The organism is Variovorax sp. GW823-FHT04B03 (assembly GCF_058796495.1).
In genome coordinates this window covers 554,540-576,833 of sequence record NZ_JBXAIT010000001.1, presented here as the reverse complement: position 1 = coordinate 576,833, position 22,294 = coordinate 554,540, and the positions used below count along the sequence as shown (strand labels likewise).

Below are 22,294 nucleotides of genomic sequence, written 5' to 3'. Positions count from 1 at the left end.
TCAAACAGACGTTGTCATCCTACAGTCCAGCCATCGTTCAATAAAGAAGGTTTCTTCCCATGAAAGCCGTCGGCTACCACCAGCCCCTCCCCATCGACAACCCCGAATCGCTGCAGGACATCGAGCTCCCCGCCCCCGTGCCGGGCGCGCGCGACCTGCTGGTGCGCGTGAAGGCCGTGTCGGTCAACCCGGTCGACACCAAGGTCCGCAAGAACGCCGCTCCCGAAGCCGGCCAGGCCAAGGTGCTGGGCTGGGACGCGGTCGGCACTGTCGAGGCCATCGGCAGCGACGTGACCGGCTTCAAGGTCGGCGACCGCGTGTACTACGCCGGCTCGATCATTCGCCCCGGCGCCAATTCGGAGCTGCACGCGGTCGACGAGCGCATCGCCGCCCTCGCCCCGAAGAGCCTCGACGACGCGCAAGCCGCCGCCTTGCCGCTGACCACCATCACCGCCTACGAACTGCTGTTCGACCGCCTCCAGGTGCCCAAGGACGGCGGCGAAGGCCAGACGCTGCTGATCACGGGCGGCGCAGGCGGCGTGGGCTCCATCCTCATCCAGCTCGCGCGCCAGCTCACGAAGCTGCGCGTCGTCGCCACCGCCTCGCGCGCCGAAACGCGCGCATGGTGCCTGGCGCTCGGCGCGCACGTCGTCATCGACCATTCGAAGCCGCTCGCCGCCGAACTGAAGGCCGCCGGCATCGGCGAGGTCGACATGGTCGCCAGCCTCACGCAGACCGACCAGCACTACGCGCAGCTCATCGAGAGCCTCAAGCCCCAGGGCCAGCTCGCGGTGATCGACGACATGAAGGTGCTCGACGCGATGCCGCTGAAGACCAAGTGCATCTCGCTGCACTGGGAAATGATGTTCACGCGCTCGCGCTTCACCACGCCCGACATCGCCGAACAAGGCAAGCTGCTGGCCGAAGTGGCCGCGCTGGTCGACGCGGGCCGCATCCGCACCACGGCGAATGCGAGCTTCGGCACCATCAACGCCGCGAACCTGAAGAAGGCGCACGCGCTGATCGAAAGCGGCAAGGCGCAGGGCAAGGTGGTGCTGGCCGGGTTCTGATTTGCGCACAATCGGTCGCATGACCGAAGAAAGCACACATCCGCCCCTCATCGAATTCGACACCCCGCGCCTGCGGGTGCGCCAATGGCGCGAGAGCGATCTCGCGCCATTTTTCGCGCTGGCCTGCGACCCGCAGGTGATGGAATTCCTGCTGCCCTTGCCCACGCGCGCCGAGAGCGATGCAGCGGCCCACCGTGCCCAGGCGCTCATCGCGCAGAAGGGCTGGGGCTTCTGGGCCGTCGAGCGCAAGGACACGGGCGAGTTCATCGGCTTCACCGGCCTGAACGTGCCGATGGCCACGCTGCCTTTCTCGCCCTGCGTGGAGATCGGCTGGCGCCTGTCGCGCGCCAGCTGGGGCCAGGGCTTCGCGACGGAAGCCGCGCGCGGCGCGCTGCAGGTCGGCTTCGAACGGCTCGGGCTCGACGAGATCGTGGCGTTCACCGCCAACGGCAACCTGCGCTCGGCCGCCGTGATGGCACGCATCGGCATGCACGAGGACGTGGCCGGCGCCTTCGAGCATCCGGCGGTGCCCGAAGGCGATCCGCTGCGCGGCCACCGGCTGTTCCGGATCGGCAACCCGCAGCGCTGAAACGACCGCGCCGAGCTACTTCGCCTTCGACACGCGCCACACCGCATTGCCCACGTCGTCCGCCACCAGCAGCGCGCCGCCCTTGTCCAGTGCCACGCCGACCGGCCGGCCGTGGGCCTTTTCGTCGGCGCTCAGGAAGCCCGTAAGGACGTCGACCGGCGGCCCGCTCGGCTTGCCGCCGATGAAGGGCACGAACACCACCTTGTAGCCCGACTTGGGCTTGCGGTTCCACGAGCCGTGCTCGCCGATGAAGGCGCCGTTCGCGAACTCGGGCGGCATGCCGCGCGCGTGCGAGAACACCAGCCCCAGCGGCGCGACGTGCGCGCCCAGCGCGTAGTCGGGCGCCAGCGCCTTGGCCACGCGCTCGGGCTGTTGCGGCGTGACGCGCGCATCGACCACGCCGCCCCAATAGCTCCAGGGCCAGCCGTAGAAGGCGCCCTCTTTCACCGAGGTGAGGTAGTCGGGCACGAGGTCGCTGCCGATCTCGTCGCGCTCGTTCACCACGGTCCACAGCACGTTGGTCTCGGGCTCCCAGCCCAGGCCGTTGGGGTTGCGCAGGCCGCTGGCGAACAGGCGCTTCTCGCCGCTCTTCGCATCGACCTCCCAGATCGCAGCACGCCCCTCTTCGGCCGCCATGCCGTTCTCGCCGATGTTGCTGTTGGAGCCGACCGTGACATACAGCTTGCTGCCGTCGGCGCTGGCGATGACGTTCTTGGTCCAGTGGTGGTTGAGGCCGGCGGGCAGCGCCGTCACCACGGTGGGCGTGGCGCTGACCGAGGTCTGGCCCTCGGTGTAGGGCACCTTCACGAGCGCGTCGGCGTTGGCGATGAAGAGCTCGTTGCCGACCAGCGCCATGCCGTAGGGCGAGCTGAGGTTCGTCATGAACACCTGCTTCACCTCGGCCACGCCGTCGCCGTCGGCGTCGCGCAGCAGGGTGATGCGGTTGGCGCTGGGCACGCCGGCGCCCGCGCGGCCCATGACCTTGCCCATGACCCAGTTGCGCACCTTGGCGACCGGGCCGCCGGCGCCGCTGCCCTCGGGTTTGGGCGGCTTGTTGCTCTCGGCCACCAGCACGTCGCCGTTGGGCAGCGTGTAGACCCAGCGCGGGTGGTCCAGCCCGCGCGCCAGCGCCGTCACGCGCAGGCCCTCGGCGGGCGTGGGCCCGGCGGTATCGGTCCAGCCGACGGCGGGCGCCACGTTGACGGTGGGGATCAGCGTCTTGTTCGGATCGGCCAGCTGGGGCCGGGGGCCGGTCGTGAGTTCGGGCGCGAGCTTGGCGGTCTCGCCGCAGCCGGCGACGAGCAGCACGGCGGCCACGGCCGCGGCGGACACAGCGAGGCGGACGGGAAGGTGCGGCGATGCGTTCATGCGGATTCCTTGCGCGGCAGGCGGCCGCAGACCGCCGGATCATGCGCAATCGCACGGCGCGGGCGTGTCGGTCGTGGGCGCTTTCCGGCGTGCGCGCACCTCCTTCGCGCATCGTCGCTACCATCGCCGCATGACCGACGACCTGTTCCGCGCCGACGCCTACCTGCGCACCTGTGAAGCCCGCATCTTGCGCATCGACGACACCGGCATCGTGCTGGACCGCACCGTGTTCTATCCGCTGGGCGGCGGACAGGCCGGCGACGCCGGCGTGCTGGTGCTCGCCGACGGCCGCGAAATCGCCATCGCCGACACCCGCAAGGCCAAGGACGCCGAGGGCCAGCCGACCGCCGAGTTCGTCCACGTGCCCGCGCCCGACCAGGCCGGACTGCTGGCCGCGCTGGCACCCGGCGACACCGTCACCGCCCGCCTCGACTGGGAGCGCCGCCACCGGCTGATGCGCTTTCACACCGCCAGCCACCTGCTGTGCCACCTCGTGCCGGTGCCGGTGAACGGCTGCTCGATCACGCCCGAGTACGCGCGCATCGACTTCCACATCACCGATCCGCTCGACAAGGAAGCGCTCACCGCCGGCCTCGCGAAGCTGGTCGAGGCCGCCCACCCGCTGACCGTGGGCGCCATCAGCGACGCCGAGCTCGACGCCAACCCCGCGCTGGTCAAGAGCATGAGCGTGCAGCCGCCGCGCGGCACGGGCACGGTGCGCACCATCCGCATCGGCGGCACGGGCGAAGACGGCAGCGCGCCGTCGATCGACTTCCAGCCCTGCGGCGGCACGCACGTGGCCAACACGGCGGAAATCGGCGCCATGGTCGTCACCAAGATCGAGAAGAAGAGCGCGACCACCCGGCGCGTGGTCCTGGGCTGGCCCGCGGCCTCCGCGGCCTGAGCCTCCGGAAAGACCCGGCTCCCAGGAACTTCGCCCCGCCCTCTGGCTCCGACTGACCGGCATGACCTTTTCGCGCATCTCTTTCGCTACTTTTCTGATAGCTACCGCCGCAGCCTGCATGCCGGCTGCGGCCCAGCTGACCCCGAAGACCGGGGCCGTGGTCACCACCCCCCATGTGCGCGCCGAACTGGTCGCCCATGCGCCCCAGGGCGTGGCGCCCGGCGCGCCGGTCTGGGTCGGGCTGCAGATCACCCACCAGCCCGAGTGGCATACCTACTGGAAGAACGCCGGCGACTCGGGCCTTCCGACGGAATTGAAGTGGACGCTGCCCGCCGGCGTCTCGACCGGCGAGATCGCCTGGCCAGTGCCCAAGAAGATCCCGGTCGGCACGCTCGCCAACTACGGCTACGAGAACACCGTGCTGCTGCCGGTGCCGCTCGAGGTCTCCACGCTCTACAAGCCCGACGTGGCGCTCACCGGCGGCTCGCCGGCCATGGACATCAAGCTGCAGGCCTCCTGGCTGGTCTGCCGCAAGGAATGCATTCCCGAAGAGGGCGAGTTCACGCTCTCGCTGCCCACGCGCGGCTCGACCGCGCTGAACAAGGCGGCCTTCGACACCGCGCAGGCCGCGCAGCCGCAGCCGCTGGGTGCGCCCGGCGCCATCGCCGTCGAGGGCCAGCAGCTGAAGGTGCGCCTCGAAGGCCTGCCCGCCGCCGTGCGCGGCAAGACGCTCGAGTTCTTCCCCGAAACGCCCGAGGTGATCCGCACCGCGGCCGTCTCCGGCAAGGACTGGACGCAGGCCTGGGACGGCGCGACCTGGACCGCCACCATGCCGCTGGCCGACCAGCGCAGCGAAAGCCCCACCGCCATGCCCGTGGTGGTGGCGCTGGCCGAGGCCGACCGCCAGGCCGGCCAGCCCGTGGCCTGGCGCGCCGAGGCGCCGGTGTCGGGCACCTGGCCCGCCGCCACCGCCGCACCGCGCGCCGCCGAGGTGTCGCCCGCACTGCAGGCGGCGCTGGCCGCCAACGCGGCCCAGGCGGCGGCCCCTGCTGCCGCTGCGCAGGCCCAGCCCGCCGGCACCTTCATCGTCGCCCTGCTCGGTGCGCTGCTCGGCGGCCTGCTGCTCAACCTCATGCCCTGCGTGTTCCCGATCCTCGCGATCAAGGTGCTGGGCTTCGCGCGGCAGGCCGGCAACGCCAGCGCGCACCGCAAGGCCGGGCTGGCCTACACGGGCGGCGTGATGCTGTCGTTCCTCGCGCTGGGCGGCGCCATGCTGGCGCTGCGCGCGGCCGGCGCGCAGCTCGGCTGGGGCTTCCAGCTGCAGTCGCCCGGCGTGGTGGCGGCGCTGGCGGCGCTCTTCACCCTGCTCGGCCTGAACCTGGCCGGCGTGTTCGAGTTCGGCCGCGCCGCGCCGCAGTCGGTGTGCAGCGCGGAGGCCAAGCACCCGCTGGCCAACGACTTCCTTTCCGGCGTGCTCGCCGTGGTGATCGCCTCGCCCTGCACCGCGCCGTTCATGGGCGCCTCGCTGGGCTTTGCCATCGGCCTGCCGGCGGCCCAGGCGCTGCTGCTGTTCGCGGCGCTGGGCCTGGGCCTGGCGCTGCCCTACCTGGTGGCGGGCTTCGTGCCGGCCGTGGCGCGCCTGCTGCCCAAGCCGGGCCCGTGGATGCACACGCTGCGCCGCCTGCTCGCCTTCCCGATGTTCGCGACCGTGGCCTGGCTGGTCTGGGTGCTGGGTCAGCAAAGCGGCATCGACGGCGCGGGCACCCTGCTCGCGTTGCTGGTGTGCCTGGCCGCCGTGGTCTGGGCGCTCACACTGACCGGACGCACGCGCGTCGTCATCGCCACCGTGATGATCGCCTTCACCGCTGTGCTGGCCGGCACCATCGGCCGCAACATCGTGCAGGTGCCTGAACCGACTGCGAAGCTGGCCTCGGCAGCGCCGAACGACGGCGAACGTTGGCAGCCGTGGTCGGCCCAGCGCGTGAGCGACATGGCGGCCGCGGGCCGGCCCGTGTTCATCGACTTCACCGCCGCCTGGTGCGTGACCTGCCAGTACAACAAGAAGAGCACGCTGGCCGACGCCGAGGTGCTCGCCGACTTCGACACGAAGCAGGTCGCCATGCTGCGCGCCGACTGGACCCGCCGCGACCCCGCCATCACCGCCGCGCTCACCGCGTTGGGCCGCAGTGGCGTGCCCGTGTACGTGCTGCAGGCGCCGGGCAAGGCGCCCGTCGTGTTGACCGAAATCCTCAGCAAGGACGAAGTTCGCGCCGCGTTGGCAGCGCTTTGAGCGCCGATGCGGTGAATTGAAACAAGATGACAACGCCGCTGTCATGGGTTGTCACACGCACTTGAAGAAACCGTTCTAAGCTGCAGTTGTTGTTTGGAATTTTGTTTTTTGGAGTTCAAGCTGGCCATGACGCTCTCGCCCACTGTCGACTCACGCTCCCTTCGCGCCGCGCGCCAGGCGCGCGCCGCCCTCAGCCGCGCATCCCGCCGCGCCGTCGTGGCCGCCGCCGTGGCGCTGGGCGCCACCTTCCTCATGGGCACCAATGCGTTTGCCGCGCCCGCCGTGGGCCAGCAGGCGCCCGACTTCGTCGCCGTCGACACCAGCGGCGCCAAGCACAAGCTGTCTGACTTCGCGGGCAAGTTCGTGGTGCTCGAATGGACCAACCCCGGCTGCCCCTTCGTGCGCAAGCACTACGGCAGCGGCAACATGCCGGCCACGCAGAAGGCGGCCACCGACAAGGGCGTGGTCTGGCTCGCCATCAACTCCACCGAACGCGCCGCCAGCGACTACCTGAAGGCCGACGCGCTCGACGCCTGGATGAAGTCGCAAAAGGCCGCGCCCACCGCCGTGCTGATGGACGAAGACGGCGTGATCGGCCAGGTCTACGGCGCGCGCACCACGCCCCACATCTTCATCATCGACCCCAAGGGCACGCTGGTGTATGCCGGCGGCATCGACAGCATCGCCTCGGCCCGCGTGGACGACATCAAGACCGCCACCAACTACGTGAACCAGGCGCTGGGCGAGGTGACCGGCGGAAAACCGGTGTCGATGGCGAGCACGCGGCCGTACGGGTGTTCGATCAAGTACAAGAGTTGATGCGCGCGGGCGCTGTGCCCGCTGTGAATCACGCTCAAAGCAGAGCGCAGCATTCCTTTCTTGCGTCTTCGATGAGGCGCTGTTTTCCGGCCTGGAACAGGCTCATCCTTCTTCACGACGAATGACAAATCCCACGCCTGGTGAATGCGGTGCGTGGAGTTTGACCATTGTTATCAGTGTGATCGCGAGGCGACTCGCAAACTGCGCGACCTGTTTTCCTCCCAAGGAAGTCGTCGATGCCGCGCACGCTGTCTGTCTCTTCTGCCGCGATCCCTGTTGTTCTTGGTCAGGCTGCGCTGGAGCCCGTGCGGCTGTCAGGGCATGAAGGGCTCAACAGCCTCCTTGCCTACGAGCTGCTGCTCAAGACCCCGGATGCGCTGGCTCTGTCCGGCGTCTCTTTCGGCGCCGACTTCGACCTGGATGCCTTCATCGGCCAGGAGATCAGCTGCGAGATCGAGCTCGATGGCTCCTCCCCCCGCCAGATCAACGCCCTGATCACCGACGCAGCCCTGTGGGGCGAGGAAGGGCGCCACGCCCAGTACAAGCTCACCCTGCGCCCCTGGCTGCACCTGGCCACCCTGCGCACCGACTGCAGGATCTTCCAGAACCTCAGCGTCGTCCAGATCCTGGACGAACTGCTGGGCGGCTACGCCTTCCCCGTGGACAAGCGCCTGATCGAGCACTACCCCGTACGCGACTACCAGACCCAGTTCAACGAGAGCGACTTCGCCTTCTTCTCCCGCCTGTGCCAGGAATGGGGCATCAGCTACCACTTCGAACATTCGGACGGCAAGCACCGCCTGGTGCTCTCGGATGTCTTGATCGGAGCCTTGCTCTTGCGCCTTGTGCACCTGCGCTGCTTCGGCCAGCGCGTCGTGCTGGTCCTGAGCCGCCTTCAACCGCTGGGTTGTCTCCCCCATGTCCTTGGCGTGGTTCGCAGCGTTGCCCCTTGCTTCGGTCGTGATGAGCATCCCGTCCCGCGCCCTGAGCACGCCATGAGCATCAGTCCTCAGCTCGAACCCCTCACCTCTTGAATCTTTTCTGCCCGCGTTGTCCTCGATGCGTGTGATCGCCCCCAAGCTCAGGCTTGAACTCTGGTGATCGCTCTTGAGCTGTACTTGGATTTTTTCAGCCGTGTCATCCAGGATCAGGTGGTTCGACCTGCCCGCCGCACCGTTGCCTCCGCCCTCGGTCAGCTCCCGGCTCCTGAACCCGCTCAATGAGCTCTGGCCCGGGAGTTGCCACGGCGGCAGGTTCACCTGGTTGTGCACCCTGCCCATGCAGATCGGCAGGTCCGCGTCTCCCGCGATGAAGCTCACGATGACTTCCTGCCCGATGCGCGGAATCTGGATGCCCCCGAGCTGGTTGCCTGCCCAGGGCGAGCTCACGCGCACCCAGCAGCTGCTGTGCTGGTTCTTCTGCCCCAGCCGATCCCAGGGGAACTGCACCTTGATGCGCCCCAGCTCGTCCGTCCACAGGTTCTGGCCCTCGGGGCCCACCACCAGCGCCACCTGCGGGCCGACCATGGCGGGCTTGGGCTGGGTCGGCTCGGGCCGCAGGGGCTCTGTGACCGGGTGGGCCGTGAAGTCCACCTGCACGCGCCATTGCTGCTTGCGGTCGACAGTGGCTTCGCGGTTCTGGCTGTCTTCGGCCACGTCCTCGATGAGCAAGCGGGTGTCCAGGATCAGGTACTCGGCGTTGGCCGACTCCCTGGGATGATTCTTCAGCTGGAAGGTGCATCCTGGCACCATGCCCCGCAGGTTGCCGCTGGCCTGGGCCCGGGCGCCGTGGGTGCGCAGTGCCTGCATGCGCAGCAGGGAGAGCAAGTGGCCTTCGCCGTGAGGATCGGTGCTTGTGTCTGCTCCTGCATTCGGCTGGGCGTAGTGACTGCCTCCCGCTCCTGATGCATGCCACTGGTAGACCTCGCCCTCGGCCTGCCCCGTGGGGCGCGGATCAGCTCTCGAAACACTCAGATCCGCCCTGGGGCGCGTGTAGTCGTAGTCCCGAGTCGCGTACTTCCCACTCGTGAGTTGATGGGCAGGCACGAAGCTGTGGATGTACTCGGTATCGATCTTCCAGCCGGGGGCGTGGTATTCCACATGCTCGTACAGCGGATCGCCAGCCGCATAGGCCCCCATGGCACCGTGCAGAAGGCCTTGAAGGCACAGAACGATGCCATCCAGGGCAAGGAGGGGCAGAACGAGGATGGCCGCTTCCCTGAGCTGAACGAACCACACCTTGTGCTCGCCAGCCCTGCGGGCATCGAGACCAGCACGCCCGGCAGCATTCACTTGCACACCGGAGAGCACACAGCCTTCACGAGCCAGGGGCACACCTCCATCGGCACCGCCAAGCGCTGGCTGGCCAGCGCGGCCGAGGGCATCCGTGCGTTCACGCACAAGAAGGGCGTCAAGCTCATCGCGAGCGAAGACCCGATCGAGATCCAGGCGCACAGCGACGAGGTGGTTCTTGTTGCGCACAAGGACGTCGTCATCAAGAGCGTGGAGGGCGAGCTGCACATCGCCGCCAAGAAGAAGGTGGTGATCATCGGCGGGGGCAGCTACTCGGAGTGGAGCGAGAGCGGCATCAAGCATGGCACTGCCGGCACCTGGCAGGAGCATGCGGCGCTGCATGCGCAGGTCGGGCCTATGAGCCTCGACGCGCTGTATCCGGTATTTCCCCAGGCAGGCTTTGCCGAGAAACAGAATCTGATCGAAGAGCACTTCGTGTTGATCGAGCACGCGGGTGGACTGCGCTTGCCAGAGCAAAAATACCGCATCACCTTCCAAGGCGGCAGAACCATCGAGGGCAAGTCCAACGACCAGGGCGAGACCGAGGTCGTACAGAGCATGGTGCGTCAAATCACAACCGTGGAGGTGCTGCGAAATTCAGAAGATGGCGTGCTGGCCAGCTACACGCCCTTTGTGCAAACGCCCGCGACACAGACCTACGAGCACGATGGTGGTGTGGTGGCCGAGCAGCGCATACCAAAGAAGAAAATTGGGGGCAAGGACCACGAGGCCAATGAAGACAAGGCCACCAGCGAAGGCAAAGCACCGGTTCACACCAGTTGCGATCCGAACAACTGGGGGTTGCGAAAGAGCGAGCCGAAGGCCAAGGATGCGACGCGCTGGGAGTACCCAGTGATTGGCGCCTATGTGAAGGCCATCAAACCGGCGTTGATGGCGCTCAATTGGAAGGAAGCGACTTGGCCGTTGGGTGAAGAGGATTTCAAGAGCCTGCTTGGAACACTCAGGGCGAATATCGGGGGCGCACTCGCGACAACGTCGTTCGGCCTGCCAGAGGGGGCGATGCCGACATTTTTGATACCGAGAGACTCCGAGGCCATTGCGCTTGGCATGAAGCCCGACGACAAGGATCTCAAGGGGCAGATGCGCACCAACGACTGGTTGCTCGTGGCCTGCAAGCGCGGAGTCACGTTCATGATCGATGCTGCAAAGAGCGGTGACTCCACAGAGTTGACGGAGTGCGTTCGAGAACCTGTGTACGCGTGGTGGCAGTTGCTGGGGTCCGATCGACTGGCAACCGAACTGAACAGGCTTTTTCCATCGAGCGGACAACAGAGGCTTTGAACAGAGCCGCAGTGCACGAGAGGCCGCAAATGACCTTTAAGACGTCGGCCTTGGCGGCCTGTCCATCGACCTGGATGCGATGGCTAAAGCCAAGGGAGGCGGCTCTGGCGACCACATGCCCCCCTGGGAAGAAGACAGCTTCGCATGCGACGAGTTGGTCGAGCGCCTTTGGAGCGGTGATCCTGACAATCTGCTGCCTGAACCCGGCTTTTGCACAACTGCTCTCCGCTACGCCGTCCAGGCCCGGGAGAGCGGTACCCCGGGAGGAATCAGCCATGCAAACTGAAGCCGAGAAGAAAGCTCAACGTGCGGCGTACAAGGTAGAGGCGCAGAGGGCTCAGGCTGCCTATGACAACTTCCGCTACACCGACGCGCAGCGCGAGCAGACCATCGAGTTCATCGGTGCGGCCATGCAGGTGATTCGCGGCGAGGCTGAGTTCGACAGTCTGAAGCAGTTGCTTCCTGTCACCGGCACGGGTATGGGGTTGAGGCCGAACACCAGCTCCAGATTCGATTTCGATTCGGATTTTTTGAACAAGTGGACCGGCATCGACGTGAGCACGATCCCGAAACGGGATGGCGGCGCGGGCTTCGAGCCAGCGTGGTTCCAGATCGATTTCCGTCCCCCAATGAACATCCCACGCGAGCGCCTAGAGAAGCTGCTGCAGCTCAAGGTCGTGCATGGGTGGAGCCCGGACGGGGGTAACCTTCAATTTGAAATGGCCCCGCTTCATGGCTTGCCCTATTTCAATGGCGGCTCATTCTTGTACTCACCGCTGAAGCAGCCACAGGGGGATTTTGATGTTGAGGTCAGGTTCACCTATCTGAACGGCCCAGACAAAAATCCCTGGACCGCCACGAGACTCAGTGATATTCAAATCCGTCGCCAATATCTGGTCTCAGAGCCCGTCAAGCTGCGCTGACCAGCAGTTCGACTTCCATCCCCGACGGTGATCCATGGCAACTCCTGGCCGATTTCAATCGACATGAGGACAGAAGACCCTTCCTTTGGATTGGGCCGCACAAGGCACCTGCACAAGCGCCCAAGCACGCGCGGCGCCGCATTGACAGCTACCTGACTCCCCCCGTCAGGTCCCGGTCGGGAACCCCGACCTACCCTTGGGCCCACAACACCGCCCCAGGGGACACACCATGACTTCCGCGCCTGCCAACGCGCATTCCTCCTCGAAATTCGCCACCGTCCTGCGCGTGACCGGCGGCAACTTCATGGAGATGTTCGACTTCTTCCTGTTCGGCTTCTACGCCACGCAGATCTCGAAGGCCTTCTTCCCCGCGAGCAACGAGTTCGCGTCGCTGATGCTGACCTTCATGACCTTCGGCGCGGGCTTCCTGATGCGGCCGCTGGGGGCCATCTTTCTCGGTGCGTACGTCGACCGCGTGGGCCGCCGCCAGGGGCTGATCGTCACGCTCGCGCTGATGGCCGTCGGCACGCTGCTCATCGCCTGCGTGCCGAGCTACGCGACCATCGGCGTCATCGCGCCGCTCTTGGTGCTGGTCGGACGGCTGCTGCAGGGTTTCTCGGCCGGCGTAGAGCTGGGCGGCGTGTCGGTGTACCTGTCGGAAATGGCCACGCCGGGCCGCAAGGGCTTCTACGTAAGCTGGCAGTCGGCCAGCCAGCAGGTGGCCATCGTCGTCGCCGCCGCGCTCGGCTACTGGCTCAACGTGACCTTCACGCCCCAGGAGATCGGCGACTTCTACTGGCGCATTCCCTTCTTCGTCGGCTGCCTGATCGTGCCGGCGCTGTTCATCATCCGCCGCTCGCTGCAGGAGACCGAGGAGTTCATGGCGCGCAAGCACCGCCCCGACGCGCGCGAGATCTTCCGCTCGATGGTGGCCAACTGGGGCCTCGTGGTCGCCGGGATGATGCTGGTGTCGATGACCACCGTGTCGTTCTACCTGATCACCGTCTACACGCCCACCTTCGGCAAGGCCGTGCTGCACCTGAGCACGACCGACGCGCTCATCGTCACGCTGTGCGTGGCCATTTCCAACTTCTTCTGGCTGCCGGTCATGGGCTCGCTGTCGGACCGCGTGGGGCGCAAGCCGCTGCTCGTGCTGTTCACCGTGCTGACCATCCTCACGGCCTACCCGTCGCTCAAGTGGCTGGTCGGTGCGCCGAGCTTCGCGCGCATGCTCGAGGTGGAGCTGTGGCTGTCGTTCCTGTACGCCAGCTACAACGGCGCGATGGTGGTGGCGCTCACCGAGGTGATGCCGGTCAGCGTGCGCACCGCCGGCTTCTCGCTGGCCTACAGCCTTGCGACGGCGCTGTTCGGCGGCTTCACGCCGGCGATTGCCACGGGGCTGATCGAGATGACCGGCGACAAGGGCGCGCCCGGCCTGTGGATGACGGCCGCGGCGGCCTGCGGGCTGATCGCGACGCTCATGCTGTACCGCCGCAACGTCGACCCGGCCGACGCGGGCCGCGTGCCCGTCGTCTGAGAAGGTGTGAACCGGAGGCATTGACCCAGCGCGCACCGGCCGTTGACCGGGAGCGCACCGCCCCTGCCGCCCCGGGTGGAAGTACCGATGATGGCGCGCGCCGACCTGCCTATCCTGCACCAGCGCTTCCGGCGCCCCCAGGGAACCACGGCATGAACGCACACCACTTCAGCACCCGGCTCGAACACCCGGCCGACCGGCAGGCCTGCTGGGGCCGCATCAACGAGTCGTACTTCGGCGCGCTGCGCGTGCAGTGCCTCGACCCCGGCCCGTTCGACGCGCGCATGGACGCCTACGAGCTCGGGCCGCTGGGCATGTTCATGATCGAGGCGCCTTCGCACCGCGTGGCGCGGCCCGACACGCACCGCGAGATCGCGCTCGACGAGCACTACAAGCTGGTGCTGCAGCTGGAAGGCCACGGCCACATCTCGCAGCGCGACCGCGAGTTCCACCTGCATCCGGGCGACTGGAGCCTGTACGACCCGCGCGTGCCCTACGCCATCACCAACCCCGAGCGCTCGCGCCTCTTGGCCATCACGATCCCGCGCCAGCAGTTCAAGGGCATGAAGATGCCCGACCTGCACACCTGCGAAGCCCACACGCCGGCCATGCAGGGGCTGTACGCGGTGCTCGGTTCGTTCCTCACTTCGCTGGCCGACCAGCTGCCGTCGCTGCCCAACGCCGTCGGCCGCTCGGTCAGCGACACCGTGCTGGGCCTGCTGGCCTCCACGCTCGCCACGCACGCCGACGAACAGTTCGGCGCGCAGCCGCTGCCGGGCGTGCTGAAGGCGCGCGTGAAGCAGTTCGTGCACGCGCACCTGGCCGACCCGGCCCTGTCGCTGGACCTCATCGCGCAGCAGCTGCGCTGCTCCAAGCGCTACCTGCACCGCGTGTTCGAGGACGAAGACCAGACGCTCGACCGCTTCATCTGGCAGATGCGCCTGGAGCGCTGCAGCGAGGCGCTGCGCCAGGCCGCGGGCGGCCGCGCCTCGGTGTCGGAGATCGCCTTCGCCTGGGGCTTCAATAGCAGCGCGCATTTCTGCCGTGTGTTCAAGGCGCAGTACGGCGTGTCCCCGCGCGAGTTCCAGCGGCGCGAGGCGCAGCGGGCGATGTCGCCGGCGCTCACGCACTAGGCGCCCGCTTCAGGGGCTGCCCACGACCCCCGACACGTCGACGATGTACATCTGCCGCTGCGATTCGTGCACGGAGTCGATGCACACCTGCAGCCCGTCGCGGCGCCAGCGCGGGTGCAGGTCGCACCGGTTCTCCTTGCTCAGCGCCGGCGAGGCGTAGAAGCTGCCCAGGTCGTGGCGCCGGCCGGTGGCCATGTCGAACAGGAACAGCACGCGCTCGTGCGTGCGTGCGTCGGGGTAGGTGTCGCTCAGCAGCCAGCGCGTGTTCACCGGCGAGAAGGTCATGTGGCCGTTCTCCACCAGCACGCCGTCACCGATCACGCGGACCTCGCCGCCCTCCCGGTCGTGGTACAGGTGGTAGTGAATCTTTCCGGCATGCGGGCCCCACACGATGATGTGCTCGTCGTCCTGCCACAGCGGGTGCGAGATCTGGAACTCGGACTTCTCGTAGTCGAAGGTGCCCACGGCCGTCGGATCGAAGTCGTCCGCCAGCTGCGGCAGCGGGTGGTCGGAGCACTCCAGCAGGCGCAGGTCGGAGCCGTCGGGGTTCATCGTGAGCAGGCGGTGCAAGAAGCAGGTCTCGTCCTCGACGCGTTCGGTCCAGCGGTGCAGGAACAGCACGCGCGACGACGAGGGGTTGACCTCGATGTGGCTCACCCAGTGGATCGCCTTGTCCATCGACGCGCGCGGATGAAACCGGCGCAGGTCCTGGTAGCTCAGCAGCAGCCGCGCCGTGCCGGTGGCCAGGTCGGTCGCGTGGATGCCATCGTCGGCCGGTGCCAGCGGCAGCTCGAACGGCCCGCCAGCTTCGCTGTAGCCGATGGTGCGGTGCGTGATGTACAGGCGCCGGTAGTCCACGCTCAAGGCCCAGCGGCTGTCGGGCGCCACCACGTAGATCGGCAAGGGCAGCAGGCGCCGGGCGCCGGTGTCGACGTCGAGCACCGTGGCGCCGAAGCCGGGGTAGAACGCATCGGCATCGCCGGTGCGGCTGTTGTAGACCAGCTGGCGGCCCGGCGCGCCGTCGAGCCACTGCAGCTGGCTGCCCATCTGCCAGTTCCATGCGGTGGTGTCGCCCACCGCGTGGAAGCGGTCGTTGTCCTGGAGGTCGAAGTAGCCGATGCGTGCTGCCGCCGTCGGCGTGAGTTCGGCGTCCATCCAGGGCACCTGCTGCGCCAGCAGGTAGCGCCCGCTGCGGTCCCAGGCGCTCTTGTTGTAGTAGCCGAAGAAATGGTGCTGCGCGCCATCGCCCACGCGGCGGCAGGGCACGGGCGCGAGGCGGGGCTGCTCGGGAAGTGGGTTCGTCGACATGGGGCTCACTCCGCGGCAATGCGGCCTTGCTGGATCACCTGGTCCCAGCGCAGCTTCTCGGCCGCGATGAACTTCGCTGCGACATCTCGCGTGTTCGCCACCGGCGTCATGCCCTGCTCCGACAGCCCCTTGCGGAACTCCGGCGCGGCGACGATCTTGCGGATGTCGGCATTGAGCTTGTCGGCAATGGCGTCGGGCACCTTGGCGCTCACCGCCACCGTGGTCCACGAGGTGGCCTCGAAGGCCGCAAAGCCCGACTCGATCGCGGTCGGCACCTCGGGCAGCGCCGGCAGGCGGGCCTTGCCGGTCACGGCCAGCGCCTTGAGCTTGCCGCCGCGGATGTGGGCCAGCGTGGTCGGCGGGTTCTCGAACATCAGCTGAATCTGCCCCGCCAGCAGGTCGTTCAGCGCGGCCGTGCTGCCCTTGTAGGGCACGTGCACGAGCGGTGCGTTGGCGGTGAGCTTGAACAGCTCGCCGATCATGTGCACCGACGAGCCCACGCCGGCCGAGCCGAAGTTGATCGTGTCCGGCTGCTTGCGCGCCAATGCCACCAGCTGCTTCAGGTCGTTGGCGGGCAGCGCGGGGTGGGCGACCACGACGTGCGGCATCTCGGCCAGCACCGTGACCACCTTCAGGTCGGTCGCGGGGTCGTAGCTCAGCTTCTTGAACACGCCGTAGGTCGCGTGCAGCCCGATCGAGCCGAGCAGCAGCGTGTAGCCGTCGGCCGGTGCGTCGGCCACGAACTTGCCGCCGATGTGCCCGCCGGCGCCGGGCTTGTTGTCGACCACCACCGACTGCTTGTACAGCTTGCCCAGGCGGTCGGCCAGCATGCGGGCCTGCACGTCGGAGCTGCCGCCGGCGGTGAAGGGCACCACGAGCCGGATCATCCGGTCGGGGTAGGCCTGCGGCTGCGATGCCTGCGACGTCGAAGCGACGCCCAGGGCCAGTGCGAGAAGGCCGAGGCCGGCGGCCCTGCGGGGCCAGTGCTGTGTCATGCGTCTTCCTTGCTGTGCGCCGCGACGGCGCGATGGAGGGGTGGATAGGGCGCAGTCTAGGAACGCAGCATCATTCTGAAAAATTCATTTTCATTCACAGGCTATGCAGAAAAGATATGCCATGCTTTCCGCCTTGCACCGTGCAGCCCCAGGAGTCCCCGCATGTCGCGCCCGTTGAACTTCCGCCAGATCGAGGCCTTCCGCGCCGTGATGCAGACCGGCACCACCACCGCCGCCGCGGCCCTGCTGCACACCACGCAGCCGTCCGTGAGCCGCCTGCTCTCGCAGATCCAGCATGCCACCGGGCTCAAGCTGTTCGACATCCACAAGGGGCGGCTGCGCCCCACGCACGAGGCGCGCCAGCTGTTCGACACGGTGCAGCGCCACTTCCTGGGCCTGGACCGCATCGAGCAGAGCGTGGCGGTGCTGCGCAAGTCGGGCGCGGGCTCGCTGCGCGTGGGCTGCACGCCGGCGCTCGGGCTCGGTGTGATGCCGCAGGTGATCCATGCCTTCTCGCGGCTGCACCCCGAGGTGCACGTCAACCTGCAGACCGTCGGCACGCACGCCTTGCGCGAGGGCCTGCTCTACGGCCTGTACGACGTCGCGCTCAGCACCGCCGCCTTCCACGACCCGCAGCTCGACGCGGTCAGCCTGCACAAGGCCAGCGCGGTGTGCGTCGTGCATCCCGGGCATGCGCTGGCGCACCGCGACGCCATCCACGTGCGCGACCTGAAGCAGCAGGTGCTGCTCACGCTGAATGCCGACGACGAGATCCATCAGCAGTTCCAGCGCACGCTGCAGCAGCACCGCATCGAATGCGCCGCCACGGTCGAGACCACCTACTCGGTCACCATCTGCATGATGGCGGCGCAGGGCACCGGCGTCGGCATCGTCAACCCCTACGTGGCCTCCGTGTTCGCGCGCGACCTGAAGATCCTGCCGCTGTCGCCGCGCTGCCCGGTGGAGGTGTCGATGGCCTTCTCGCCGCAGTCGGCGCCTTCGGCCATCGCCGAGGAGTTCACCGCGCGGCTGCGCGACCACTTCCAGGCCTTCGTGATGCCCACCGCACGGAAGGCGCAGAAGGCGCGCGCCTAGGCGGCCGCGAGATAGCTGCTGTGCAGGATCTCCGGCCGGCTGCGCAGTTCTTCCGACGAGCCCGCAAAGGCCATGCGCCCGCGCTCCAGCACATAGGCGCGGCTCGACACGGCCAGCGCCACGGTCGTGAACTGCTCGATCAGCAGCACGCCCACGCCCTCGCCCGCGACCTGCTGCACCACCTCGACCAGCCGCTTGACCACCGCGGGCGCGAGCCCCAGCGAGAGTTCGTCGATCGCGAGGTAGCGCGGTTTTCCGATGAGCGCCTGCGCGATGCAGACCATCTGCTTCTGTCCGCCGGACAGCGAACGCGCGGGCAGCGCGAGCTTCACGCGCAGCTCGGGGAACACCGCCAGCACGCGCTCGACCGCATCGGCCACGCCGGCCACAGGCAGCGCGGTGGCCGCGGCGCGCAGGTTGTCGAGCACCGACAGCTCGCCGAGCACGCGATGCCCCTCGGGCACCACCGCCACGCCCAGCGCGCGCACGCGCTCGGGCCGCTGGCCATGCAGCGCGTGGCCTTCGACCTCGATGCGCCCGCCCGTGAGCGGCAGCACGCCGCCGACGGCCATCACCGTGCTCGACTTGCCCGCGCCGTTGGCGCCCAGCAGCGCCGTCACCTCGCCCGGCGGCACCTGCAGGTCGATGCCGTGCAGCACGGCCTTGCCGCCGCGCTGCAGGCGCAGATCGGTCACGTTCAGCATGGGGTGGTCACTCCGTTCCCAGGTAGGCCTTGCGCACGGCCGGGTCGTCGAGCACCTCGCGCGTCGGGCCAAGCGCAAGGCGGCGGCCGAAGTCGAGCACCAGGGTCTGCGTGCAGGTCGCGGCGATCAGGTCGACGTCGTGGTCGATGAGCAGCACCTGCGCGCCGCAGAAGGCATGCACCGCGCCGATCGTGCGGCGCAGCACGCCGGCCTCCTGCTCGGTGAGGCCGGCGCCGGGCTCGTCGAGCAGCAGCAGCTTGGGCGCGCCGACCAGCGATTTCGCAAGCTCCAGCATGCGGCGCTGGAACAGGTTGAGGCGGTGCCCCATGACGGTCGCCAGGTCGAGCAGGCCCGTGTGCGACAGCACGCGCGCCACCTGCGAGGCGGCCTCGCCGCGCGCGTGCGGCACATGGTCGAGCAGCGCACGCACGTTGTCCCACACGCTGAGGTCTTCCACCACCTGCTCGGTCTGGAACGAGCGGCGCAGGCCGAAGCGCACGCGCGCGATGGGTTTCAGGCCCAGCAGGTCGGTGCCGTCCACCGCCACGCGGCCGGCGCTGGGCGACACCAGGCCGCTGAGCACATTGACCAGCGTGGTCTTGCCCGCGCCGTTCGGCCCGATCAGGCCGCACACGGGCGCATCGAGCCGCGCCGTGAGCGCGTCGATGGCCTTGACGCCGCCGAAGGCGACGGTGAGATCGTCGATGCGGATCATGGCGCGGCGTCCTTGTCCTTCGGTGCGGCGAAGCGCTGGCGCACCGCATCGAACACGCCCATCAGCTGCCCCGCGATGCCGCTCGGCGCCGTGATGAGCGCATGCAGCAGCGCCACGCCGAAGAAGATCATCGCGAGGTAGCCGTTGACGCCGAAGTCGGTCAGCAGCGCCGGCACCGCGCGCAGCAGCAGCCCCGCGATGAGCGCGCCGGCCCAGTGGTACACGCCGCCCACCACCGTGAGCGCGAACAGCATCACCGACTCGCCGGCCGTGAAGGCGCGCCCGTCGAGCTGCCCCACGCCGCCCGCGAGCAGCGCGCCGGCCACGCCCGCGCAGAAGCCCGCGAGCCCGAAGGCCCAGGTCTGGTAGCGCAGGATGTTCACGCCGGCCGCCACGGCCGCCGCCTCGCCGCGCCGGATCAGCGCCCACGAGCGGCCCGCGCGCGTGCGCCGGTGCAGCTCGATCAGCGCCAGCACCGCCGCCAGCCACACGGCGACGTAGCGGAAGTACGCGGCGTCCGACAGCGCCAGCGCGGGCCGCGGCATCATCAGCCGCTCGCTGCCGAACACGCGCCCGAGCCAGCCCGCGCCGCCGTCGGGAAAGCCCGTCACGTTGACGACCACCTGGAAGCCGCCCGCCATCATCATCGTGACGAGCGCCAGGTACAGCCCCTTGAGCCGCAGCGCCGGCAGGCCCGCGAGCATGCCCACGACGCACGACAGCAACCCGCCCGCGAGCACCGACAGCTCGAAGGGCCAGCCCAGCCCGTGCCCCGCGCGCAGCGCGACCCAGCCGCCCGCGCCGAGCAGCGCGTACTGGCACAGCGACACCAGCCCGAGCTGGCCATAGAGCAGCGCCACGCCGGCCGCCGCGACCGACAGCGCGAGCGACGAGGTGAGCGTCTTGATCCAGTACGCATTGGCGAACCACGGCACGGCCCAGCCGATCAGCAGCACGCAGGCCACCATGAGCACGAGCGAGCGGCGGGCGCGGCGCGTGGCCTGCGCGAGCGCGGCGGGTGCGGCGTCGGACGCGGGCATGGCGCCTTCGAGGATCGACGCGTTCATGCCGATCGCGTCCCCGCGCGGTAGAACACGATCATGGCCAGCGCGATGAGGAAGGGCGTGGCCGTGCGAAAGGCCGCGAAGCCCGGCACCGTGATCGCCAGTGCCTCCAGCACGCCGATGGCGATGCCGCCCGCCACCGTGGCCGGCAGCGAATGCAGGCGGCCGATGATGGCGGCGGCGAAGGCCGGAATCACCAGAAAGGTCAGCAGCGTGGCCTGCAGCCGCACGATGTTGGCCAGCAGCAGCCCGCACACGCCCGCGAAGGCACCGCTCAATATCCACGCCACCGTGTCGACGCCGAGCACGCGGATGCCGAGCAGCGCGCTCAGGTCGCGGTCGTTGGCCAGCGCACGCATCTTCAGGCCCACGCGCGTCTTCGACAGCAGCAGGCCGACGCCGCCCATCATCAGCACCGCCAGCGCCAGGCCGAGCGCGCGCGTGTGCGTGAGCCGCACCTCGACCTCGCCCAGCAGGAACTCGAGCGCGCCGCCGTCGGTCGGCAGCACGAGGCGGCGCGGCTGCTCGCCCCAGGTCCATTCGGTGAAGCCCACCACCACGAGCGCGAAGCCCAGCGTGGCGATGCTGCGGATGGTCGGGTCGCGGTGCGACAGGCGCGGCGCCAGCAGCCGCCCGTAGGCCAGCGACAGCGCCATGGCCGCGAGCACCGCCGCGGACCACGCCAGGCCTTGCGGCCAGTCGGCTTCGAGCAGCGTCCAGGCCACGTAGGCACCGAGCGCGCCGATGGCGCCGAACGCGAAGTTCAGCACGCCCGACGAGCGATAGAGCACCACCAGCCCCACGCCCGAGAGCGCGTACACCGCGCCCAGGCCCAGGCCCGAGATGACGAAAGGCAGGTAGTCCTCCATGGCCCGGCGCGCTTACTTCAGGCCCATCTTCTGCTCGTCGGCACGGATGTCGACCAGCTCCGGGTCGTCCGCCGTGAGGCAGCCGCCGGGCGCAAAGCGCCAGCCGTTGCCGTCGGGGCTGGCCATGGGGCCGCTGTTGTTCGCGTTGTGGCGGTTGCCGCTGCCCACGTAGAAGGGCTTGCACAGGATGTCGCTGCGGAAGTCGCTCACCTTGCGCAGCGCGTCGGTCACGCCGGCGCGGTCGAGCTTCTTCGGATCCATCTTCAGCATCGCCTGCGTGGCCAGGCGCGCGGCCAGGTAGCCGGCCTGCGAGAAGGTGTCGCGCGGGTCGCTCTTGGCGCCATGCTTGTCCATCACGGCCAGCCAGTTCTTGTTGTCGGGCCCGGCCGATTCGAGCGGGTTGAATTCGAGGTTGACGTCGAAGTTGCCCTTCCAGTACGGCCCGATGGCCTTGGGCACGTCGACGTTGTAGGCCGGCGCGGCCGACACGAAGTGGATCTTCTTGCCCAGGTTCTGCTGCTCGGCGGCGGCCAGCATCGGCACGAGGATGCCCTTGGGCACGTTCATGATGATGGTGTCGGGCTTCTTCGCGGCGGCCTGCAGCATGGTCGAGGTGGCATCGGCCGAGCCGGGGTCGATGGTGAGGGTCTCGACCGTCACGCCGTTCTTCCTGCCCCATTCCTTGGGCCCCTCGCAGGCCCAGTTGCCCAGGCTCGGGATGTTCGGAATGATGCAGACCATCTTCTTCGCCTTGTACTTCTGCGCGGCGTACATCGCGGCGATGGTGGCCGACACGCGCGGCCCCGCATTCACCGGCACGTAGTTGCGCGCGTTGAAGCACTCGCGCGGCACGCCGGTGCCGGCGATGACCATCACGCCCTCGTCGGCGTACATCTTGGCGTTGGCGCCGCACTCCACGAAGCTGGTGCTGCCCACGAGCGCGACCACCTTGCGGTCCTTCACGAGTTTGGAGGCGACCTGCGCGGCCGTCTCGGGGTTCCACTGGTCGTCGAGCACGAGGTAGTCGACCGGCCGGCCATGGATGCCGCCGTTGGCGTTGACGCACTTGAAGTACGCGGCCGCCGCCTGGCCCGAGGCGCTGAAGTCGTCGGGGCCGGTCTTGCCGACCACGGCGCCGATGGGAATGGGCTCGCCCGTGGCGGGCTTGCCGGTGTTGAGGCCGCAGTCGGGGCTGGCCTGCGCCCAGGCGCCGCTGAAACCGGCCAGGCCCAGCGCGCCCGCAACGGCCGACAGCGCGATTCGTCTTTTGCTTTGCATGAGGTGTCTCCTTCTTTCTGGGTGATCGAAACCGGGGCGG

General features: G+C 68.5%; 18 protein-coding genes and 2 pseudogenes. 11 read left to right on the top strand and 9 right to left on the bottom strand.

The genetic code is table 11. The features are described from left to right. Nucleotides 1–59 precede the first annotated feature (59 nt). Together AC1RAD_RS02530 and AC1RAD_RS02525 are read left to right on the top strand one after the other, a co-directional pair. A complete protein-coding gene (locus AC1RAD_RS02530) occupies nucleotides 60–1,070 on the top strand; it encodes a zinc-binding alcohol dehydrogenase family protein (RefSeq protein ID WP_492733725.1) in 1,011 nt (336 codons plus the stop codon). Between the two features lie 19 nt (nucleotides 1,071–1,089). Then, nucleotides 1,090–1,659 (top strand): GNAT family N-acetyltransferase, encoded by a 570-nt coding sequence (locus AC1RAD_RS02525; RefSeq protein WP_492733724.1) that lies wholly within the window; start codon nucleotides 1,090–1,092, stop codon nucleotides 1,657–1,659. A 15-nt stretch (nucleotides 1,660–1,674) separates the two neighbouring features. On the opposite strand, the gene AC1RAD_RS02520 is transcribed toward AC1RAD_RS02525, so the two are convergent. Next, entirely contained in the window at nucleotides 1,675–3,027 is a 1,353-nt protein-coding gene (locus AC1RAD_RS02520; RefSeq protein WP_492733723.1) for a PQQ-dependent sugar dehydrogenase, read from the bottom strand. A 130-nt stretch (nucleotides 3,028–3,157) separates the two neighbouring features. Here AC1RAD_RS02520 and AC1RAD_RS02515 point away from each other — a divergent pair, with 130 nt between their 5' ends. From AC1RAD_RS02515 to AC1RAD_RS02500, 4 genes and pseudogenes are all read left to right on the top strand, one after another. Then, nucleotides 3,158–3,931, top strand: coding sequence for an alanyl-tRNA editing protein (locus AC1RAD_RS02515; RefSeq protein WP_492733722.1), 774 nt, complete (start codon nucleotides 3,158–3,160; stop codon nucleotides 3,929–3,931). Between the two features lie 61 nt (nucleotides 3,932–3,992). After that, nucleotides 3,993–6,221 (top strand): protein-disulfide reductase DsbD family protein, encoded by a 2,229-nt coding sequence (locus tag AC1RAD_RS02510; RefSeq protein WP_492733721.1) that lies wholly within the window; start codon nucleotides 3,993–3,995, stop codon nucleotides 6,219–6,221. Between the two features lie 126 nt (nucleotides 6,222–6,347). Beyond that, nucleotides 6,348–7,040, top strand: coding sequence for a redoxin domain-containing protein (locus tag AC1RAD_RS02505; RefSeq protein ID WP_175497060.1), 693 nt, complete (start codon nucleotides 6,348–6,350; stop codon nucleotides 7,038–7,040). Between the two features lie 236 nt (nucleotides 7,041–7,276). Continuing rightward, nucleotides 7,277–7,798 (top strand): annotated as a pseudogene (locus AC1RAD_RS02500) (contractile injection system protein, VgrG/Pvc8 family); the annotation flags it as partial. A gap of 108 nt (nucleotides 7,799–7,906) precedes the next feature. Here the strand turns inward: AC1RAD_RS02500 and AC1RAD_RS02495 are convergent. After that, nucleotides 7,907–9,178, bottom strand: a pseudogene (locus AC1RAD_RS02495) (type VI secretion system Vgr family protein); the annotation flags it as partial. On the opposite strand from AC1RAD_RS02495, the gene AC1RAD_RS02490 reads away from it, so the two are divergent. The 4 genes from AC1RAD_RS02490 (at nucleotide 9,074) to AC1RAD_RS02475 (ending at nucleotide 14,226) form a co-directional block, all read left to right on the top strand. After that, nucleotides 9,074–10,633 (top strand): DUF2345 domain-containing protein, encoded by a 1,560-nt coding sequence (locus AC1RAD_RS02490; protein WP_492733720.1) that lies wholly within the window; start codon nucleotides 9,074–9,076, stop codon nucleotides 10,631–10,633. The pseudogene AC1RAD_RS02495 and the gene AC1RAD_RS02490 sit on opposite strands and share 105 nt — an antisense overlap. A 275-nt stretch (nucleotides 10,634–10,908) precedes the next feature. Then, nucleotides 10,909–11,556: a hypothetical protein gene (locus AC1RAD_RS02485; protein ID WP_492733719.1), complete on the top strand. Its 648-nt coding sequence runs from the start codon at nucleotides 10,909–10,911 to the stop codon at nucleotides 11,554–11,556. A 229-nt stretch (nucleotides 11,557–11,785) separates the two neighbouring features. Further along, the gene (locus tag AC1RAD_RS02480; protein ID WP_492733718.1) at nucleotides 11,786–13,093 is read left to right on the top strand and encodes an MFS transporter; all 1,308 of its coding nucleotides are present in this window, start codon (nucleotides 11,786–11,788) and stop codon (nucleotides 13,091–13,093) included. Between the two features lie 152 nt (nucleotides 13,094–13,245). After that, nucleotides 13,246–14,226 carry an AraC-like ligand-binding domain-containing protein gene (locus tag AC1RAD_RS02475; protein WP_095743481.1) on the top strand — a complete coding sequence of 327 codons (981 nt, stop codon included), beginning with the start codon at nucleotides 13,246–13,248 and terminating at the stop codon, nucleotides 14,224–14,226. A 9-nt stretch (nucleotides 14,227–14,235) separates the two neighbouring features. Here AC1RAD_RS02475 and AC1RAD_RS02470 read toward each other — a convergent pair whose 3' ends face one another. Both AC1RAD_RS02470 and AC1RAD_RS02465 read right to left on the bottom strand, forming a co-directional pair. Next, nucleotides 14,236–15,534, bottom strand: coding sequence for a hypothetical protein (locus tag AC1RAD_RS02470; RefSeq protein ID WP_492733717.1), 1,299 nt, complete (start codon nucleotides 15,532–15,534; stop codon nucleotides 14,236–14,238). Between the two features lie 5 nt (nucleotides 15,535–15,539). Next, complete coding sequence (locus AC1RAD_RS02465) at nucleotides 15,540–16,529, bottom strand: tripartite tricarboxylate transporter substrate binding protein (protein ID WP_492733716.1); 990 nt, start codon at nucleotides 16,527–16,529, stop codon at nucleotides 15,540–15,542. A 162-nt stretch (nucleotides 16,530–16,691) separates the two neighbouring features. On the opposite strand from AC1RAD_RS02465, the gene AC1RAD_RS02460 reads away from it, so the two are divergent. Further along, complete coding sequence (locus AC1RAD_RS02460) at nucleotides 16,692–17,624, top strand: LysR substrate-binding domain-containing protein (RefSeq protein WP_307696635.1); 933 nt, start codon at nucleotides 16,692–16,694, stop codon at nucleotides 17,622–17,624. Here the strand turns inward: AC1RAD_RS02460 and AC1RAD_RS02455 are convergent. The 5 genes from AC1RAD_RS02455 to AC1RAD_RS02435 are packed head-to-tail and all read right to left on the bottom strand — an operon-like array spanning nucleotide 17,621 to nucleotide 22,254. After that, nucleotides 17,621–18,328 carry an ABC transporter ATP-binding protein gene (locus AC1RAD_RS02455; RefSeq protein WP_492733715.1) on the bottom strand — a complete coding sequence of 236 codons (708 nt, stop codon included), beginning with the start codon at nucleotides 18,326–18,328 and terminating at the stop codon, nucleotides 17,621–17,623. The two genes, AC1RAD_RS02460 and AC1RAD_RS02455, sit on opposite strands and share 4 nt — an antisense overlap. 7 nt (nucleotides 18,329–18,335) lie before the next feature. Continuing rightward, a complete protein-coding gene (locus AC1RAD_RS02450) occupies nucleotides 18,336–19,043 on the bottom strand; it encodes an ABC transporter ATP-binding protein (protein WP_492733714.1) in 708 nt (235 codons plus the stop codon). Further along, complete coding sequence (locus tag AC1RAD_RS02445; RefSeq protein ID WP_492733713.1) at nucleotides 19,040–20,110, bottom strand: branched-chain amino acid ABC transporter permease; 1,071 nt, start codon at nucleotides 20,108–20,110, stop codon at nucleotides 19,040–19,042. Before AC1RAD_RS02445 ends, AC1RAD_RS02450 begins: the two co-directional genes overlap by 4 nt. Next, a complete protein-coding gene (locus tag AC1RAD_RS02440; protein WP_492733712.1) occupies nucleotides 20,107–20,976 on the bottom strand; it encodes a branched-chain amino acid ABC transporter permease in 870 nt (289 codons plus the stop codon). The genes AC1RAD_RS02445 and AC1RAD_RS02440 overlap by 4 nt, the downstream gene beginning before the upstream one ends. Nucleotides 20,977–20,988: 12 nt before the next feature. Further along, a complete protein-coding gene (locus AC1RAD_RS02435) occupies nucleotides 20,989–22,254 on the bottom strand; it encodes an ABC transporter substrate-binding protein (RefSeq protein ID WP_492733711.1) in 1,266 nt (421 codons plus the stop codon). Between the last annotated feature and the right edge of the window lie 40 nt (nucleotides 22,255–22,294).

Coding starts and splice junctions, on each gene's coding strand:
- AC1RAD_RS02530 (WP_492733725.1), top strand. CDS start 60: ATGAAAGCCGTCGGCTACCACCAGCCCCTCCCCATCGACAACCCCGAA.
- AC1RAD_RS02525 (WP_492733724.1), top strand. CDS start 1,090: ATGACCGAAGAAAGCACACATCCGCCCCTCATCGAATTCGACACCCCG.
- AC1RAD_RS02520 (WP_492733723.1), bottom strand. CDS start 3,027: ATGAACGCATCGCCGCACCTTCCCGTCCGCCTCGCTGTGTCCGCCGCG.
- AC1RAD_RS02515 (WP_492733722.1), top strand. CDS start 3,158: ATGACCGACGACCTGTTCCGCGCCGACGCCTACCTGCGCACCTGTGAA.
- AC1RAD_RS02510 (WP_492733721.1), top strand. CDS start 3,993: ATGACCTTTTCGCGCATCTCTTTCGCTACTTTTCTGATAGCTACCGCC.
- AC1RAD_RS02505 (WP_175497060.1), top strand. CDS start 6,348: ATGACGCTCTCGCCCACTGTCGACTCACGCTCCCTTCGCGCCGCGCGC.
- AC1RAD_RS02490 (WP_492733720.1), top strand. CDS start 9,074: ATGGGCAGGCACGAAGCTGTGGATGTACTCGGTATCGATCTTCCAGCC.
- AC1RAD_RS02485 (WP_492733719.1), top strand. CDS start 10,909: ATGCAAACTGAAGCCGAGAAGAAAGCTCAACGTGCGGCGTACAAGGTA.
- AC1RAD_RS02480 (WP_492733718.1), top strand. CDS start 11,786: ATGACTTCCGCGCCTGCCAACGCGCATTCCTCCTCGAAATTCGCCACC.
- AC1RAD_RS02475 (WP_095743481.1), top strand. CDS start 13,246: ATGAACGCACACCACTTCAGCACCCGGCTCGAACACCCGGCCGACCGG.
- AC1RAD_RS02470 (WP_492733717.1), bottom strand. CDS start 15,534: ATGTCGACGAACCCACTTCCCGAGCAGCCCCGCCTCGCGCCCGTGCCC.
- AC1RAD_RS02465 (WP_492733716.1), bottom strand. CDS start 16,529: ATGACACAGCACTGGCCCCGCAGGGCCGCCGGCCTCGGCCTTCTCGCA.
- AC1RAD_RS02460 (WP_307696635.1), top strand. CDS start 16,692: ATGTCGCGCCCGTTGAACTTCCGCCAGATCGAGGCCTTCCGCGCCGTG.
- AC1RAD_RS02455 (WP_492733715.1), bottom strand. CDS start 18,328: ATGCTGAACGTGACCGATCTGCGCCTGCAGCGCGGCGGCAAGGCCGTG.
- AC1RAD_RS02450 (WP_492733714.1), bottom strand. CDS start 19,043: ATGATCCGCATCGACGATCTCACCGTCGCCTTCGGCGGCGTCAAGGCC.
- AC1RAD_RS02445 (WP_492733713.1), bottom strand. CDS start 20,110: ATGAACGCGTCGATCCTCGAAGGCGCCATGCCCGCGTCCGACGCCGCA.
- AC1RAD_RS02440 (WP_492733712.1), bottom strand. CDS start 20,976: ATGGAGGACTACCTGCCTTTCGTCATCTCGGGCCTGGGCCTGGGCGCG.
- AC1RAD_RS02435 (WP_492733711.1), bottom strand. CDS start 22,254: ATGCAAAGCAAAAGACGAATCGCGCTGTCGGCCGTTGCGGGCGCGCTG.